Annotated in this window: 16 protein-coding genes; 5 read left to right on the top strand and 11 right to left on the bottom strand. The window is 67.7% G+C overall.

Translation table 11 applies throughout. The features are described 5' to 3' along the window. Positions 1-88: 88 nt before the first annotated feature. A complete protein-coding gene (locus tag BM372_RS14865) occupies positions 89-934 on the bottom strand; it encodes a hypothetical protein (RefSeq protein WP_177236026.1) in 846 nt (281 codons plus the stop codon). A gap of 58 nt (positions 935-992) precedes the next feature. On the opposite strand from BM372_RS14865, the gene BM372_RS14860 reads away from it, so the two are divergent. After that, positions 993-1,580, top strand: a complete 588-nt coding sequence (locus BM372_RS14860; protein WP_090956231.1) for a prepilin peptidase — start codon at positions 993-995, stop codon at positions 1,578-1,580. Between the two features lie 9 nt (positions 1,581-1,589). Beyond that, positions 1,590-2,060, top strand: a complete 471-nt coding sequence (locus BM372_RS14855; RefSeq protein WP_090956230.1) for an NUDIX hydrolase — start codon at positions 1,590-1,592, stop codon at positions 2,058-2,060. Positions 2,061-2,168: 108 nt separating this feature from the next. Here BM372_RS14855 and BM372_RS14850 read toward each other — a convergent pair whose 3' ends face one another. Then, entirely contained in the window at positions 2,169-3,860 is a 1,692-nt protein-coding gene (locus BM372_RS14850; protein ID WP_090956229.1) for an MDR family MFS transporter, read from the bottom strand. Continuing rightward, on the bottom strand, positions 3,857-4,585 hold the full coding sequence (locus BM372_RS14845) for a TetR/AcrR family transcriptional regulator (protein ID WP_090956228.1): 729 nt from the start codon (positions 4,583-4,585) through the stop codon (positions 3,857-3,859). The genes BM372_RS14850 and BM372_RS14845 overlap by 4 nt, the downstream gene beginning before the upstream one ends. Before the next feature lie 180 nt (positions 4,586-4,765). Here BM372_RS14845 and BM372_RS14840 point away from each other — a divergent pair, with 180 nt between their 5' ends. Beyond that, a complete protein-coding gene (locus BM372_RS14840) occupies positions 4,766-5,434 on the top strand; it encodes a vWA domain-containing protein (protein WP_090956227.1) in 669 nt (222 codons plus the stop codon). A 168-nt stretch (positions 5,435-5,602) separates the two neighbouring features. Here BM372_RS14840 and BM372_RS14835 read toward each other — a convergent pair whose 3' ends face one another. The 3 genes from BM372_RS14835 to BM372_RS14825 form a co-directional block, all read right to left on the bottom strand. Beyond that, positions 5,603-7,039 (bottom strand): class II fumarate hydratase, encoded by a 1,437-nt coding sequence (locus BM372_RS14835; protein WP_090956226.1) that lies wholly within the window; start codon positions 7,037-7,039, stop codon positions 5,603-5,605. Positions 7,040-7,133: 94 nt separating this feature from the next. After that, positions 7,134-7,748, bottom strand: a complete 615-nt coding sequence (locus tag BM372_RS14830) for a carbonic anhydrase (RefSeq protein WP_090956225.1) — start codon at positions 7,746-7,748, stop codon at positions 7,134-7,136. Positions 7,749-7,757: 9 nt separating this feature from the next. Further along, positions 7,758-8,474, bottom strand: coding sequence for a DUF4245 domain-containing protein (locus BM372_RS14825; protein ID WP_371261749.1), 717 nt, complete (start codon positions 8,472-8,474; stop codon positions 7,758-7,760). Between the two features lie 197 nt (positions 8,475-8,671). Here BM372_RS14825 and glpX point away from each other — a divergent pair, with 197 nt between their 5' ends. Then, complete coding sequence (gene glpX, locus BM372_RS14820; protein WP_090956223.1) at positions 8,672-9,709, top strand: class II fructose-bisphosphatase; 1,038 nt, start codon at positions 8,672-8,674, stop codon at positions 9,707-9,709. 95 nt (positions 9,710-9,804) lie between these two features. Here the strand turns inward: glpX and BM372_RS14815 are convergent, their stop codons facing one another. From BM372_RS14815 to BM372_RS14795, 5 genes are read right to left on the bottom strand one after another with little or no spacing between them, the layout of a single operon-like run. Beyond that, on the bottom strand, positions 9,805-10,776 hold the full coding sequence (locus BM372_RS14815) for a lipid II:glycine glycyltransferase FemX (RefSeq protein ID WP_090956222.1): 972 nt from the start codon (positions 10,774-10,776) through the stop codon (positions 9,805-9,807). A 4-nt stretch (positions 10,777-10,780) separates the two neighbouring features. Continuing rightward, positions 10,781-12,070, bottom strand: a complete 1,290-nt coding sequence (manA, locus tag BM372_RS14810) for a mannose-6-phosphate isomerase, class I (RefSeq protein ID WP_090956221.1) — start codon at positions 12,068-12,070, stop codon at positions 10,781-10,783. 13 nt (positions 12,071-12,083) lie between these two features. Continuing rightward, entirely contained in the window at positions 12,084-13,718 is a 1,635-nt protein-coding gene (locus BM372_RS14805) for an LCP family protein (protein WP_090956220.1), read from the bottom strand. 21 nt (positions 13,719-13,739) lie between these two features. Continuing rightward, a complete protein-coding gene (gene purE, locus BM372_RS14800; protein WP_090956219.1) occupies positions 13,740-14,330 on the bottom strand; it encodes a 5-(carboxyamino)imidazole ribonucleotide mutase in 591 nt (196 codons plus the stop codon). After that, a complete protein-coding gene (locus BM372_RS14795) occupies positions 14,327-15,475 on the bottom strand; it encodes a 5-(carboxyamino)imidazole ribonucleotide synthase (RefSeq protein WP_256214308.1) in 1,149 nt (382 codons plus the stop codon). Before BM372_RS14795 ends, purE begins: the two co-directional genes overlap by 4 nt. Positions 15,476-15,688: 213 nt before the next feature. Here BM372_RS14795 and BM372_RS14790 point away from each other — a divergent pair, with 213 nt between their 5' ends. Further along, the gene (locus tag BM372_RS14790; protein ID WP_090956324.1) at positions 15,689-16,264 is read left to right on the top strand and encodes a GtrA family protein; all 576 of its coding nucleotides are present in this window, start codon (positions 15,689-15,691) and stop codon (positions 16,262-16,264) included. Positions 16,265-16,266 lie beyond the last annotated feature (2 nt).

Genomic DNA, 16,266 nt, shown 5'->3' with positions numbered 1-16,266 from the left:
GAAGCCTAACGGCGCAGGGTGGCCGGTGCCAGTCACTCCGCTGCGCCCGCGGGCCGGGCCCCCCGCCGTCGATGCTTGGCGACGGCGGTTACTCGGCCGGGACATCCCAGCTGATGTGCCGCCGGACGTCGGTGAGGTTCATGGACTCGGCCAGGAACAGGTCATCGAGCATGTATTCGTCGACGCCCAGGATCCTGAGCCAGTGGCCGTAGCCGGCCCGGGCGTCGCCGGCTGGCAGATCGCCGGCGGCCGGGGCGTCCAGCCAGCGGCTCGCAACGCACACGCCGGTCCCGGCGTCGATCCTCAGCACGGTGTTTCCCGGGCGGCAGAGCGGGGCCGCGGGGTCGGCGGGACGGTAGGAGGTGTTGGGACTGACCGTGGTTTCCAGGGCGGGGCGGCCTTCGTGGTCAACCTCCTTGATGGGGCCCAGTTCCACGGCGTTGGAATTGGGGAATTCCAGCGGGACCGGCGCGTTCCCGGCGAGCTCCACGGGGTCCAGGACGGCGGCGAAGCGGCCGTTCCCGAACGACGGCTCGCCGTAGGCCGCCTCCGGGCGGCGGCGGACGAGGCCGTCGTCGTCGTACACCGGGGTGACCAGGTGCGGCGGCAGAAGCCACGTTTTCCGGGTGGAACTGACGTAGAAGCCGCCGCGTGAATCATTGATGCCGGTGGTGCTGCCGAGAACCAGTCCGTCAACGGTCTCCAGCCGCAAGGCGCCGGGCCTGCGCAGCCAGGCCCTGACGAGGTCGCCGGGGGAGGCGGCGGACGGCGTGGCACCTGCGGTCCCGGTGAGCGGCCGGTCCACGTACTCAAACCTGAGCGACTGCCATTTCCAGGGCGAGGACCGGCACAGGTCCCGGAAAGCGGCAGCCTGGTCCGCCGGGTCGCGTGGCGCCAGCGGTCCGCGGCGGTTCCTGCTGTCCCATACGGCCATATCCACAGTTTACGCGCGGGCATCACCGAGCCGGGGGAATATCCAGTAGCATCCGAGGGTGATCGAACGACTCGGCAACCTGGGCGCCGCCAACCCGTTGGCCTTCTGGCTGGCGCTGGCCGCGTGCGCCTATTTCTCCGTCATGGCCGTTCGGCTGACGGTGATCGATGTCCGGCACCACCTGCTGCCGGACCGGATCGTCGTCCCGTCCTATGCCATCGTCGGGCTGCTCCTGCTGGGCGCGGCCGCCAGCCAGCTGCTCCCCGGCGGGCGGGCTATTGCGGACCAAGCTGTTGGCGGCCACGGCGTTGGTGCCACCGGCGATGCTGGGCTGTTCGGCGTGCCGGGGCTGCGTGTGCTCGCCGGCGGGGCCGCCCTGTGGCTCTTCTATTTCCTCCTGCACGCGGTGTATCCGCCGGGAATGGGGTTCGGTGACGTGAAGCTGGCAGGTGTCCTGGGGATGTATCTGGGATTCCTGGGCTGGGGGCACGTCTTTGCCGGAACTTTTGCCGCGTTCATTCTGGGCGGGCTGTGGAGCCTCGGGCTGCTCGCCGCCCGCCGAGGCAACCTGCAGTCGGCCATTCCATTCGGGCCGTTCATGCTGGCAGGCACGGCGGCCGCCATGCTGCTGATACCGGCGGCCTAGGCTGGGAGCATGGCCACCCCTGAATTCATCCTGAAACTGCGCGAGAAGATCGGACACGAGGCGCTCTGGCTTCCCGCCGTTCGGGGAGTGGTGTTCGACGACGCCGGCAGGGTCCTGCTCGGCCGGCGCGCCGACAACGGGCAGTGGGGGCTGATCAGCGGGATTCTGGAGCCGGGCGAGGAGCCCGCGCCTGGACTGTTGCGGGAGATCCTCGAAGAGACCGGCGTGGTGGCCGTCGCGGAGCGGCTGGTTTCGGTCGATGCCGGGAGCCCGACGCGCTATCCCAACGGGGATGTGTGCCATTTCCTGACCCTGGTGTTCCGCTGCTGTTTTGTCTCGGGCGAGGCCCGGGTCAACGATGACGAATCCCTGGACGTCGGCTGGTTCCGGCCGGGGGAGTTCCCTGAGCTCATGACCGGGCACCTGGAGATGATCCGCAGGGCCAGTGAACCGGCGGCGGGGGTCCACTACCGGCACTGACCGGTCGGCGGACTGCCGGCATTAACCCTGCTGGCAAGCAGCAGGGGCGCCGCAACCCCCAAAGATTGCGGCGCCCCTTGGCTGAGCCGCCGGACGGCTGCCGGATGGTCAGCCGCGCAGGCGGCTGGGCTCGCCGTCGTCGGTGGTGAGGCTTGCGTGGTCCGTGCCGCCGGCGCTGTTTGCGGCGTGGCGGGCCGCGGCCCGTTCCGCCTCCAGCCGTTCAGCTTCCTCGCCGCCCACAGCCTCTCCGCGGGCCACCATTCCGGCGGTGTCCGAGAGCGGAATCTGCTTAAGGGTCAGGGCCAGAATCAAGGCGATGCCCAGGAACGGCAGCAGGTACCAGAAGACGGGGGCGAGCGAATCGGCGTAGGCGTTGACGATCGCGTCCTTGAGCTGGGCCGGGAGCTGGCTGAGGGCCTGCGGGTCCAGGGTCCGGGTGGACTGCGACGCCTGGTCCGACGAGGCTCCGGCCCCGGTGAAGGCCCTGGTCAGGGACTCGGAGAGCCGGGTGGTGAAGATGGAGCCGAACACTGCGACGCCCAGGGACGCGCCGACCTCGCGGAAGTAGTTGTTGGTGCTGGTGGCCGTGCCGATCTGGTCAGCCGGCACGGAGTTCTGCACCACTAGGACGATCACCTGCATGATCGAGCCCAGGCCGGCGCCGAAGACAAAGAGCTGGACACAGATGACCCAGATGGGGGTGGCGGCCGTCAGTGTGGTCAGCCACAGCATCGCCGCGATGGTCAGGACGGCACCGAGGACCGGAAACAGCTTGTACTTGCCGGTCTTGGAGATCCGGATGCCGGAGAAGATGGCCATGCCCATGAGGCCTACCATCATGGGCAGCATCAGCAGGCCGGATTCCGCGGCGGAGGTGCCGGAGGACATCTGCAGGAAGGTCGGCACGAAGGCTATCGCCGCGAACATGCCCAGGCCCAGGGTGAAGCCGATGGCCGTGGAGTTCACGAAGATGCGGTTCTTGAACAGGCTCATGGGAATGATGGGGTCCTCGGCCCGGCGCTCCACCAGAACGAAGGCGGAAGCGGCGAGCACGAGTCCGACGCCGAAGGCCCACGTCAGCGGCGAATCCCAGCCTTCGTCCTTCTTGCCGCCGAAGTCCGTGAAGAAGATCAGGCAGGTGGTGGCGGCGGAGAGCAGCAGCACGCCGAGGATGTCGATCCGCTTCTCGGCCTTCTTGTTCGGCAGCGTGAGGGTGAACCAGGCGATGGTGAACGCGGCGATCCCGATCGGGATGTTGATGTAGAAGGCCCATTCCCAGGTCAGGTGGTCCACGAAGAAACCGCCCAGCAGGGGCCCGGCGACGGCGGACAGGCCGAAGATGGCGCCCAGCGGACCCATGTACTTGCCACGTTCCTTGGCCGGGACGATGTCGGCGATGATGGCCTGGGACAGGATCATCAGGCCGCCACCGCCCAGGCCCTGGACGGCGCGGAAGATCACAAAGCCCCAGAAGTCCGTGGCGAAGGCGCAGCCGACAGACGCGAGCGTGAAGAGCCCGATGGCTACGAGGAACAGGTTCCGGCGCCCCAGGATGTCGCCGAACTTGCCGTAGATCGGCATCACGATGGTGGTGGCCAGCAAGTAGGCGGTGGTGATCCAGGCCTGATGCTCCACGCCGCCGAGCTTGCCGACGATGGTGGGCATGGCCGTGGACACGATGGTCTGGTCCAGGCTGGAGAGCAGCATGCCCGCGATGAGCGCGGAGAAGATGATCCAGATGCGTTTCTGGGTCAGCAGCAGCGGTTCGGCTGCTGGCTTGGCGGAGACGGCGGCGCTCATTGCGCTCCTTCGGAAGGGTTGGGCTGGGGATTCTTGGGCTGGTAATGCTTGGATGCGGATTGGTCCGGCCCGGGCGGGTCGACTGGCAGGTCGAACGGCAGCGAGAAGAGCGTTCGGGCTGCGGTGATGTTTTCCAGGAGCATGTCCTTGTATGTGCGCGTGTTGCCTTCGGAGAAGTAGCCGGCGCTGGTCTTCCTGGCGAGGGTTCCCAGGAGGGCCACGGCCATGCGGACCACGGGATGGTCGGCCCGGACGCCTTCCCGGGCCGCGAGCAGCCGCGCGAATTCCGCCTCGCGTTCCTCGGAGGCGCCGATGATCCGGAGCATCAGCTGGGGTTCCTTCTTGATCACGGCGATCAGCTGGCGGGTTTCCTCCTCGGAGCCGCTCATCCGTTCGGCGAGGTCGAGGGAGAGCCGCACGAGGTCGGCGAGGAGCGACGCAGATATTTCGCCGGCGGGTGAGCCGGCGCCGCCGGCTATGAACCGCTCGACCACCTCTTCCGGGAAGTCGTCGTCGACGTGGCCGAGGATCGCATCTTCCTTGGTGGGGAAGTAGTTGAAGAAGGTCCGGCGCGAAATGCCCGCCTGTTCGCAGACTTCCTCCACGGTGTAGCCGCCCAGGCCGCGATCGGCGGTCAGGGAACGCGCGACGGCGGTTACCGCCGCCCGCGTCGCGGCCCGCTTGCGCTCGCGGAGACCCCCCTCGCCAATTGCACTCTGATTCATAAAGTGTATTTTTGCACTAAACCCACATCAGTGCAAAATGTTTGGCGGGTGTCTCTGCGCTGCCCGTCCCGCCGGCAGAATGTCGCAGCCCCGCCGTATTCTCCTCCTGTCCAGCTCTTCCGCTGGCAACAGGTGGCCCCGACGCGGCAGCAGCCCAGTCCTGGCCGGAAATGGGGAAGCATGACTGATTCAGCCCTGACGCACGTATACGTCCTCCTGGACCGCTCCGGCTCCATGAGCGCCATCGCGGATGACACGGTGGGCGGGTTTGCGGCGTTCATCCGGGAGCAGCAGGCCGTGGCGGGCCGGTGCAGGCTCTCGCTGGCGCAGTTCGATGACACGTACGAGCGTGTTTATGCGTCGGTGGACATCCAGGACGTCCCGGCCCTGGATCTGCAGCCGCGGGGCAGCACGGCGCTGCACGATGCGATGGTCCGCCTGATCGGGGAAGCCGGTGCTGAACTCGCGGCCCTTCCGGAGGAGCAGCGCCCCGGGACAGTTCTCGTGGCCGTGCTGACCGACGGGCACGAGAACTCCTCGCGCGAGGCCACCGCCGACCTCGTCAAAGCCCTGGTCCACCGGCAGCAGGACCAGTGGGGCTGGCAGTTCACGTATCTGGGCGCCAACCAGGACGCGGTCCTCACCGCCGGCGGCCTGGGCATCCGGGCCGAAGACGCACTGACGTACGCCGCAGGCAACGTTGATGCCGCCTTTTCCGTCCAGTCCGCCAAGACCCGGCGGCTGCGCGAGGCGCGGATCGCCGGCGCCAGCTTGGCCGAGGCCTCGGCCGCAGCCGCCTACACGCCCGAGGAACGTGCAGCGGCCGGCGGGGAGGAGACCGGCCCGTAGACGCACGACGGCGGCCGGCGCCTTTCGCTGGAAAGGTGCCGGCCGCCGGAATGAGCTTCCGGTGTGACCGGTCGCCGGGCTGGGCCGTGACGGGTCGTGACGGCCCTCTGACTAGGCCTTTTTGACTAGGCCTTTTTGACTAGGCCTTTTTGATTAGGCCTCTTTTGATTAGGCCTTGTGCGGCGGACGCGTCATGGACATGACGTCCAGGGCCGTGTCGAGCTGCTCTTCGGTCAGTTCACCGCGCTCCAGGAAGCCCATGGAGACGACGGTCTCGCGGATCGTCAGGCCCTCGGCTACGGCCTTCTTGGCGATCTTGGCCGCGTTCTCGTACCCGATGAACTTGTTCAGCGGCGTGACGATCGAGGGTGAGGCCTCGGCGAGGAAGCGGGCGCGTTCCACGTTGGCGGTGATGCCGTCAATCATCTTGTCGGCCATGACGCGGCTGGTGTTGGCCAGCAGGCGCACGGATTCGAGGAGGTTGGCGGCCATGACCGGGATGCCGACGTTCAGTTCGAAGGCGCCGTTGGTGCCGGACCAGGCGATGGCGGTGTCGTTGCCGATCACCTGGGCGCAAACCATGATGGAGGCTTCGCAGATGACGGGGTTGACCTTGCCGGGCATGATCGAGGAGCCCGGCTGCAGGTCCGGGATGGCGATTTCACCGAGGCCGGTGTTCGGCCCGGAGCCCATCCAGCGGAGGTCGTTGTTGATCTTCATGAAGGAGATCGCGATGTTGCGCAGCTGGCTCGACGCCTCGATGAGGCCGTCGCGGTTGGCCTGGGCTTCGAAGTGGTCGCGGGCCTCGGTCAGGGGAAGCCCGGTGTCGGCCGCCAGCAGCTCGATCACGCGTTCCGGGAAACCGGCGGGGGTGTTGATGCCGGTGCCAACGGCGGTTCCGCCGAGCGGGACCTCCGCGACGCGGGGGAGGGAGGCGTTGATCCGCTCGATGCCGTAGCGGACCTGGGCGGCGTAGCCGCCGAACTCCTGGCCCAGGGTTACCGGGGTGGCGTCCATGAGGTGGGTGCGGCCGGACTTCACGACGTCCTTGAACTCGGCGGCCTTGCGCTCCAGGGACTCTGCCAGGTAGCCGAGCGCCGGGATCAGGTCGTTGATCAGTGCCGACGTGGCGGCGACGTGGACCGAAGTGGGGAAGACGTCGTTGGAGGACTGGGAGGCGTTGACGTGGTCGTTCGGGTGGACAACCTTGTCGCTTCCGGCGGACTTGAGGGCACGCGAGGCGAGCTCGGCGATGACCTCGTTGGTGTTCATGTTCGAGGACGTGCCGGACCCGGTCTGGAAGACGTCGATCGGGAAGTCGCCGTCGTAGTGGCCGGCCGCCACCTGGTCGGCGGCGTCGGCGATGGCCTGGGCGAGCTCGCCATCGAGCACCCCCAGTTCGGCGTTGGCCTGGGCGGCAGCCTTCTTCACCCGGGCCAGAGCCTCGATGTGGGCGCGCTCCAGCGTCTTGCCGGAGATGGGGAAGTTCTCGACTGCCCGCTGCGTCTGTGCGCGGTACAGGGCGTTCACGGGAACGCGGACTTCGCCCATCGTGTCGTGTTCAATGCGGAACTCTTCGGTGTTCAACTCATCTGTGGAAGTCATGGAGCTAGCTTATTGGGAGTGGGGGTCCCATCGAAAACCGTGAACGGCCCCAGCCGCGGCAGCCGCCCCGGCGGCCGCGGCTGGGAAATCGAGGCTAGAGCCGGCCGATGCTGGAGACGAGGTCGGCTCGGCCGTCAGCAAGGCTGTACGCCAGGCCGAGCACGGCTGTGCGGCCGCTGTCCACTGCGCCGGAAATCACCCGGGAACTGTCCACCAGCCTCTGCGAGGTCTGCTTGACGTTTTCAACCACCATGTCGTTGACGTCGGTCTGATTGTTACGCAGGGACGTCAGCACGGACGGAGTGATCCGCTCCACCAGGCTGCGGATGAAACCGACCGGCATCTGGCCGGTCTCCACGGCGGCTTTGGTTGCCGTGACGGCACCGCAGCTGTCGTGTCCCAATACGACGATCAGCGGGACGTCCAGTTCGCTGACGCTGTATTCCAGCGAGCCGAGCACGGCGTCGTCGATCACTTGGCCGGCGGTGCGGACGACGAAGGCGTCCCCGAGGCCTAGATCGAAGATGATTTCGGCGGCGAGCCTGGAGTCGGCGCAGCCGAAGATCACGGCGAAGGGGTGCTGGTTTTCGACCAGCGACGAGCGCCGCGAGGCGTCCTGGTTGGGGTGTGAGGCCGTGCCGGCCACAAACCGTTGGTTGCCTTCACGGAGACGCTGCCAAGCGAGCGCGGGAGTCAGATAAGTAGCCACGTCGCCACTTTACGGCGAAGGGCTGGCCGAAGGGGAATCTGTTGCGCCTGGTGTTGCGACCGGCTCGCCTGCGGGCGGATTGCTTTCAAGCGACTTCGCGACGGCGGCCGCCAGGCTGGAGAACTCATCCAGCGTGGCGGATCCGGACAGGATGACGGTGGTGCCGCGTTCGGCCAGCACCATGGATTTTTCGCCCTTGCCGGTGTCGCGCAGTTCCCAGTCCCGGCCCCCGGCGTTGCGGGTGCCGGTCACCGGCGCGCTCTTGGTCTGCTGCAGGAGCCAGGTGGGGTTGGCCTGGCGGGTCTGCACCAAGCCGATGAAGGAGTCCTTGGGGGTCAGGTAGCCGACCTCCCAGGCAGGGACGCCGCTGCCCGCACCGGACTCCCAGCGGGCATAGTTGGCACGAAATGTGTCGCCGGTATCGGCCGCCACGGGTGTGAATCCCGCCACACCTGCCGCGTTCTGCGCGACGGCGCTGACATTGATGTTCGGCCGGTAGCCGTCGGTTTTGGGCGCCGGGTTCATGAGGACAATCGGCAGGAACGCGGCGATGCTCACCACCAGGGCGATGATCATCCCCATCACGGAGGCATTGGCCCGTTTGGCCGCCGCGGCGGCGATGACGGGCTTTACCGGCGGCTGTCCGGAAGCATCCGGGGCTGCCGCGGGGGTGCGGCCAGCCGGAGAGCCGGGGGCTGCGGGGGAGGTGTCCTGCAATTCACTCACCCTTCTATAGTCGCCCATGTCCGCGCCGATTCCACATTCGCGGCCCAGCGGGCGCCCGAGCGTGCAGTGCGTCACGCGCCGGTCATCCCATGACCTGCAGACCTCGCCCCGACTATGATCAATAACAGACGAATCACCGCGACGGGTCTTTCCTGGCCGTACGGGTTCAACGACCGCCACTCGAAGAAGAGGTTCACGTGACACCAGCGCCCCTGCCCCAGAAGTACTCCACGCTTTCCCCCTCGCTCGCCGTCGGGATCGACGAGCCTGACCGCAACCTCGCACTGGAACTTGTCCGCGTCACCGAGGCCGCGGCCATCGCCGGCGGCCACTGGGTCGGATTCGGCGACAAAAACAAGGCCGACGGCGCCGCCGTTGACGCCATGCGGTCCTTCCTGCAGACCGTGCACTTCAATGGCGTAGTGGTCATCGGTGAGGGTGAGAAGGACGAAGCCCCCATGCTCTTCAACGGGGAACGTGTCGGCGACGGCACCGGCCCGGAGGTCGACGTCGCCGTCGACCCCATCGACGGAACCCGCCTGACGGCCCTCGGCATCAACAACGCACTGGCCGTGCTGGCCGTGGCCGAACGCGGGTCCATGTTCGACCCGTCCGCCGTGTTTTACATGGAAAAGCTCGTCACCGGTCCGGAAGCGGCCGACATGGTTGACCTGCGCCTGCCGGTCAAGCAGAACCTGCACCTGATCGCCAAGGCCAAGGGCGTCAAGGTCAACCAGCTCAACGTCATGATCCTGGACCGCGACCGGCACCGCCCCCTCGTCGAGGAAATCCGCGAGGCCGGTGCGCGGACGAAGTTCATCATGGACGGCGACGTTGCCGGGGCCATCGCCGCCACGCGCAGCGGGACCGGCGTCGACGCCCTGATGGGCATCGGCGGAACTCCGGAAGGCATCGTTGCGGCCTGCGCCATCAAGTCCCTGGGCGGCGTGATCCAGGGCCGGCTGTGGCCGACCAGCGACGACGAGAAGCAGAAGGCGATCGACGCCGGGCACGACCTCGACCGGGTCCTGTCCACGAACGACCTCGTCTCGAGCGACAACTGCTACTTCGCCGCCACCGGCATCACCGACGGCGACCTCCTCAAGGGCGTCCGCTACTCCAAGGACAAGGTCCTCACGCAGTCCATCGTGATGCGTTCCAAGTCCGGCACCATCCGCTTCGTCGACGGCGAGCACCAGGCCAGCAAGTGGGAAGGCTACGCCCGCAAGAGCTAGCCGCTGCAGCAGCTAGCCTGCGCGGTAATGACAAGACGCAGAATCCCGGGACGCCCTCGCGTCCCGGGATTCGCCGTCTTAATCCCGGGCGTCCGTCAGCGGTTGGCGAGGGACCGGGACCGGGAGCGCAGCCTCTTCGCAAGCTGGGCGCCCTTGCGGGCCAGCTGGTAGCTGCCGTAGCGGACCTTACGGACCGGCAGGTCCCAGGTTCCGGGATAGGCGATCTCGCGGCCGCCGAACGACTTCTTGAAGGCCGTGAAGCCGGCCCATTTGTGGTCGGGCTGGTCCGCGGGCGCCACGCCCCAGAGGTCCACGTGCTTGAGGCCCTTCGCCTGAGCGTCCGCGATCAGTGTGACCAGCAGGGGAACGCCCGCACTGAGCTTGCGGTGCGAGTCGTCCAGGGCGGCGTGGGCGTAGGTCCGTGTGTCGGCCGAATCGTAGGCCAGGGCGGCGGCGATGGGGTGGCCGTCGAGCTCGGCGATGAACAGCGTCGCGGCGCCGGCCGGCATCAGCACGCGGGCCACCTGGCTCAAGTATTCGTCGCTTTGCGGTTTGAAGCCGTTGCGGGCCGCCGTCATGTGCAGGAACTCCAAGAGGACGGTGATCTCCGCCGGATCCTGGCTGGAGCGGAAGGTCACGCCCTTTTTGTGGATGTTGCGGTAAAGGTTCCGGTTCGCCGGCTTCATGTCCGCCAGGACGTCCTTGAAATCCCGGTCGAGGTCCACAATCCAGCTGAGCTCCGGCTGCTGGCTGGCCGGCGCCGGCTGCAGGCCGCGGCTGCGCAGGACGGCGTCGGCGTCGGCGGCGGCGAACCCTGCCGTGACCGGCTCAATCCGGACAAACACGGCGCCGCTGTTCCGGGCGAGGTCCGTCAGGGCCGCCAGCGCTGCGTCGAAGGCGTCCAGCGATTCGGCGACCGGCCCGTAAGGGGAGTACAGCAATTTGCCGGCGGGGTTGGATTCCTCGACCGCGAGGAAACTCCACCCGGGACCGGTCTGTTCGTGGACCGTGCGGCCCTGCGCACGCTGGAACTGTGCCCACGAGGGGCTCTGCAGGAAATAGTCCATGGTGTCAGGCTTCCAATGCGGTGGTGACGGCAAATGCCAGGGCCGGGCCCGTGGCGCCGGAGACGGGATGGACGTTCACCGGGGCCTCCGCGGCGGGCAGGAAGGCGCTGGCGCCCCGTTCCAGCCGCAGCTCGCCCTTCGGGGAGTCGAGGCGGACAGTGCCGCCGGTGACGATGATGACGGCGGCGCCGGACTGCGCCAGCGGCACGGGCTCCGCCCCCGGCGCCAGTTCGATCCGCTGGAGCTGGAATTCCCGGAACGGCGGCCGGAAGAGCTCCTGGTCCAGCATGGTGGTTTCGGCGGCAAGCATCGGCACGTCGACTGCCTCGAACGCGACCGTTTTGAGCAGCTCCGGCACGTCCACGAATTTCGGGGTGAGTCCTCCGCGGAGCACGTTGTCCGAGGAGGCCATGACCTCGATGCCGAGGCCGTGCAGGTAGGCATGGACGTTACCGGCCGGCAGGTAGACGGCCTGACCGGGGGCAAGGGAGATCCGGTTCAGCAGCAGTGAGATCAGCACGCCCGGATCTCCCGGGTACTGGTCATTGAGCACGGCCACGGTGGAGAGCTCGGCCTCGTGCCCGGCCATGGGAGCACCCGAGGCCAGGGCGGTGACGATCACGGCCGTCGCGTCGGAGACCTCCGGGCCGCCCGCGATGAGGCGTTCAAAGGCGGCGCGCAGGGCTGCCGGTTCGTCCGGCTGCGCCAGGTCCTTGAGCAGCTGTGGAACAAGCGGCGGGAGATCCAGCCCGGCCAGTTCGAAGCACGCTGCCAGATGGTCGAACACCGCACGGGATTCGGCGGCCGGGCGGAACCCGCAGAGGGCCTCGAAGGGGGTCAGGGCCAGGATCATTTCCGGCTTGTGGAAGGCGTCCTTGTAGTTGCGGTCCTGTGCGGTGCGGCCGACGCCGGCGGCTTCCTCGCGCGCGAAGCCATCCCGGGCCTGGGCAGCGGTGGGGTGCACCTGCAGGGATAGGGGGGTCTCGGCCGCGAGGACCTTGAGCAGGAACGGCAGCCGCGGACCGAATTCGGCCACGCTCCGGGCGCCCAGGCAGTGCTCCGGGTCCTCGGCGATCAGTGCGTCCAGTGCCAGCCGGCCGCCGTCGTGCGCTTCGGGCGAGTGCCGCCCCGCCCCGGCGGCCGCCGGCGTCAGGGCGAGGGACGGGGAGTCCGGGTGGGCGCCAATCCAAAGCTCCGCTTCCGGACCGCCGGAGGCCGGCCGGCCCAGCAGGTCGGCGATGGCCGTGGGCGAGCCCCAGGCATAGGGCCGGAGGACGTTTTCAAGTTCGTACATTGCCGGTCCTTGTCTAGAGGGGTGCGCACTGGCCGTTGGTGGCGACGAGGTCGCGGATGGATTGCTCGTCGCCGTTGCGCTTGAACTGGTTGAGCATCTCTTCGGTGATCGGCTCGCCCTCCGGCGTGGTGGTCACCGGAGTGAAGTCCGACGGCGATGGCGGGGAAGCCTGGGCGGCCGGCGCCCCTGCCGCGGAGATCGCCCCTGCCGCGGAGATCGGTCCGGCGGCGGTTCCGGGCTGCCGGAAGGTGTCATCGGCGGCGGCGGACGGGTTGGCCAACAGCGCGGCGACCTTGGCATGGATGATGTCGAAGTCCGGGGAGGTGGAGAAGGCGGCGTTGAAGTCAGGGGGGCCGATGGTGAGGCGGTTGACGTTCTTGCCCTTGGCCTTCATGGCAAGGTCGACGAAGCTGCCGAGCTGGCCGGCGGAGATATTGGATTCGACCACTTTGGTGCCGGCCTTGGCGATGTCCTCGAACTTTGCCAGCAGGGTTGCCGGGTCGAGCTGTTTCAGCATGGCCTGCTGGACGCACTGCTGGCGCTGGATGCGGGCGTAGTCGTCCACGAATTCCCGGGACCGGCCGTACCAGAGGGCATGGAAGCCGTCCAGGGTCTGGTCGCCCGCCGGGATCCAGCCGTCCGGCATGCCGTGGATGCCGTTGGCTTCATCCACCATCGGCCCGCTGATCGGGACCCAGCCGCCGGCCTTGATCCGGATGCCGCCCATGGCGTCGATGAGCTTGGAAAAACCGTCCATGTCCACCAGCACGTACGCCTGGACCTTGATGCCGAGCGTTCCGGACACGGCTTCGAGGGTTGCCTGCGCGCCGGGATCGGCCACCCCGGGGTAGAGGTCCTTGTGCTCGTTGGTTACCTCGGTGTTGATCGCGTTGATCAGGCATTCGTCACCGCAGTTGTACCCGTCCGGATACACCTGGCGCATTGGCGATTCGGCGCTGAACTGGGCGTTCTGGAGGTTGCGGGGCACAGAGATGATTGCCGTGCTGCCGGTCTTGGCGTCCACGCTGATCACGGAGAGGCTGTCCGGGCGGCGGCCTGTGCGGTCGGCCCCGGCGTCGCCGCCCATCATCAGGAAGTTGTACCGCCCGTCGGAGGGCTCGAGGGTGGGGCCGGAACCGAAGATGCTGCCGATGGCGCCGCGGCCGACGTTGAGCAGATAGGCGGCGTAGCCCAGGGAACCGCTGCTGAGGATCATGGCCAGCACGAGCGCCAGCACCACCGCGGGACGGACCCGGGGGGCTAGCGTCCCGGGCCGGATCAGCCGCAGGGTGTTCAGGAACAGGCCGGCCCAGCCGAGGGCCAGCAGCGCGAGGCCGAGCACCAGTATGAGCGAGGGGATCTGGCCGGCGAGGATGTTAATCAGCGTGGAGCGGGACACGACCAGGAGCAGCATAGCAAGCAGGGCCAGCGCCCAAACCGTTCCGGTCACTCGCAGCGCCGCCCGACCCAGCCGGCGGTTTCCCGCGACGACCTGGGCGCTGCCGGGAACCAGCAGCGTCATCAGCACCAGCATGAACGCCCGCTTGGTCAGCACGGGCGCCGGAGCGCCTGACGGGTACCGGACCGGGTCGCCCGGCGCCACCAGGGACTGTTCCTGGCGGTGCGTGGGGGCGTAGCTGTTACTCATGCGGGATCCTTGATGGCTACCTTAATGGCTGCTACGCGGGGTGACGTTTCCGTCGGCGAACACTTCGCTGACTTTTTGCCGCAGGCTCGCGCCCTTCCGGGTGGCGACGTCGTTGAGTTCCTGGGCGAAGTCCACCAGGTCGGCCCGGAGCTGGAGTGCGAGTTCGTCTGTGCCCGAGGCCAGGATGCGCACGGCCAGGAGGCCGGCGTTGCGCGCCCCGCCGATCGAGACGGTGGCGACCGGAACACCCGCGGGCATCTGCACGATGGAAAGCAGCGAATCCATGCCGTCAAGCGTCTTCAAGGGCACGGGGACACCGATGACGGGCAGCGGCGTGACTGAGGCGAGCATGCCGGGAAGGTGCGCCGCGCCGCCGGCGCCGGCGATGATGAGGCGAAGGCCGCGCTCGTGGGCGCTCTGGCCGTAGCGGATCATTTCGGTCGGCATGCGGTGAGCGGAGACGACGTCGGCCTCGAACGGGATGCCGAACTCGGCCAGGGCTTCGGCCGCGGCCTCCATGACAGGCCAGTCCGAGTCCGAGCCCATGACGAGGCCCACGATGGGGGCTTCCGAACCGGTGCCGGCGGCCGGGTTGGTGGAGGGGGTGCTCATGCGGTCTCCTCGGAGGTTGCCGTCGTTGTGCCGGATTGGATGCGGCCGTTCCGGATGATGTCGGCCACGGTGGTGGCCCGTTGCCGGACGGAATCGACGTCGGCGGCTGAGGTCCCGACGAGGTTGACATGGCCGATCTTCCGGCCGGGCCGGACGGCCTTGCCGTAGCAGTGGACCTTCGCGGCCGGTTCGCTCGAGAGGGCGGCCGGGTATGCGGAAAAGAGGTCCTGGTTGTTGCCGCCGAGGAAGTTCTTCATGACGACGACGGGGCCCAGCAGGTCGGTGGCGCCGAGCGGCAGGTTCAGGATGGCCCGCAGGTGCTGCTCGAACTGGCTGGTCACCGAGCCGTCCTGGGTCCAGTGCCCGGTGTTGTGCGGGCGCATGGCGAGCTCGTTGATCAGGAAGCCGGCACCCACCCCCGGGGTCTCGAAGAGCTCGACGGCCATGACACCTGTCACGCCGAGTTCGTTGGCGATCCGGAGGGCGGCGTTTTCCGCGGCCGCGGCCACGTCGAGGGAAATCTCCAAAGCGGGCGCGATCACTTCGTCGCACACGCCGTCCACCTGGATGGTGTGCACCACCGGCCAGGCCCGTGATTCGCCGTCCGGGGTCCGGGCGACCATGGCCGAGAGCTCACGGCTGAATTCCACCTTGGCCTCGGCCAGCAGCGGGGACATGGCCTCGAACCAGCCGGCGGACTCCGCGGCGTCGTCGGCCGAGGCTACGATCCGCACGCCCTTGCCGTCATAGCCGCCGCGCGGCATTTTCAAGACCACCGGCCAGCCGATCTCCTCGCCAAAGGCGACGAGGTCCGCAACACCGGCGACGGCGGCCCAGCGGGGGTTGGGCAGCTCGAGCCGGTCGATCGCGGCGCGCATCACCAGCTTGTCCTGGGCGTTGACCAGGGCATCCGGGCCGGGGTGGACGTTGACGCCGGCTTCGATCAGGGACCTCAGGTGCGCCGTGGGCACGTGTTCGTGGTCGAACGTCAGGACATCCACGCCGCGGGAGAACTCGAGCAGGTGGTTAAGGTCCTTGTAGTCGCCGACCGGGGCGTTAGCCACGGCAGAGACCGCCGAGACGTCCTCGCCTTCGGCAAGAACACGGAGCTCGAAGCCCAGGGCGGTGGCGGCAGGGGCCATCATGCGGGCAAGTTGGCCGCCGCCAACAACACCGATTACAGGAAAAGTCACATCTCCCAGCCTACCGAAAACCTCGCGGGAACCCGGCAATTGGGCCTCCGCAGGCCTGTGAACCGGGCGGAGCCGCGGCCGATGGCGGGGAGGACTCCTAAGGAAACGGCGCTAAAATGGGAGTTTGGCCCAATGGCCTACAGTTCCAAAAGGCCGTGGAGGGTCATGATTACTACACTTACCGAGCGCATGCGCGGGCTTGTCTCGCTGTTCTGGCGCGAAGTGGCCAAGTTTGGCGCCGTCGGCGGCATCGCTTTCGTCATCGACAACGGGCTTACCTATTACCTGATGCACGGTCCGATGACGGACAGCGAGGCCAAGGCCCGCTTCTTCGGGGCCAGCGTGGCAACGGTCTTCTCCTGGGTCGCGAACCGTTTTTGGACGTTCCGGCACCGCCGGCAGGCCAATGTGCTGCGCGAATTCGTGATGTTCATCATCATCAACGGGATCGGGATCGGCATTTCCACCGGCTTCACGGCCCTCGCGAAGTACTGGCTCGGCATTAGCGACAAGAACATGCTCTTCCTGGCCGGCGTCGCCGGCATCCTGGTCGCCACCGTGGTCAGGTTCTTCGCCTACCGCTTCCTGGTATTCAACCAGGAACTCGACGCCGAGCCGGAGTTCTCCCACGACCACGAGATCATCGAGCTGCACCCGCACGCGGAGCATGGCCAGAAGACCAGTGCCAGCGTTGCCAGTGCGGCGGTCAAGGACCCGGAGTTGCCCGCCCCGCCGGCCTGACG

It is taken from the genome of Arthrobacter sp. ov118 (assembly GCF_900116495.1).
Taxonomy (GTDB): domain Bacteria; phylum Actinomycetota; class Actinomycetes; order Actinomycetales; family Micrococcaceae; genus Arthrobacter.
The sequence above is the reverse complement of the archived record's forward strand: the minus strand, read 5'-3'. Positions and strand labels throughout refer to the sequence as shown.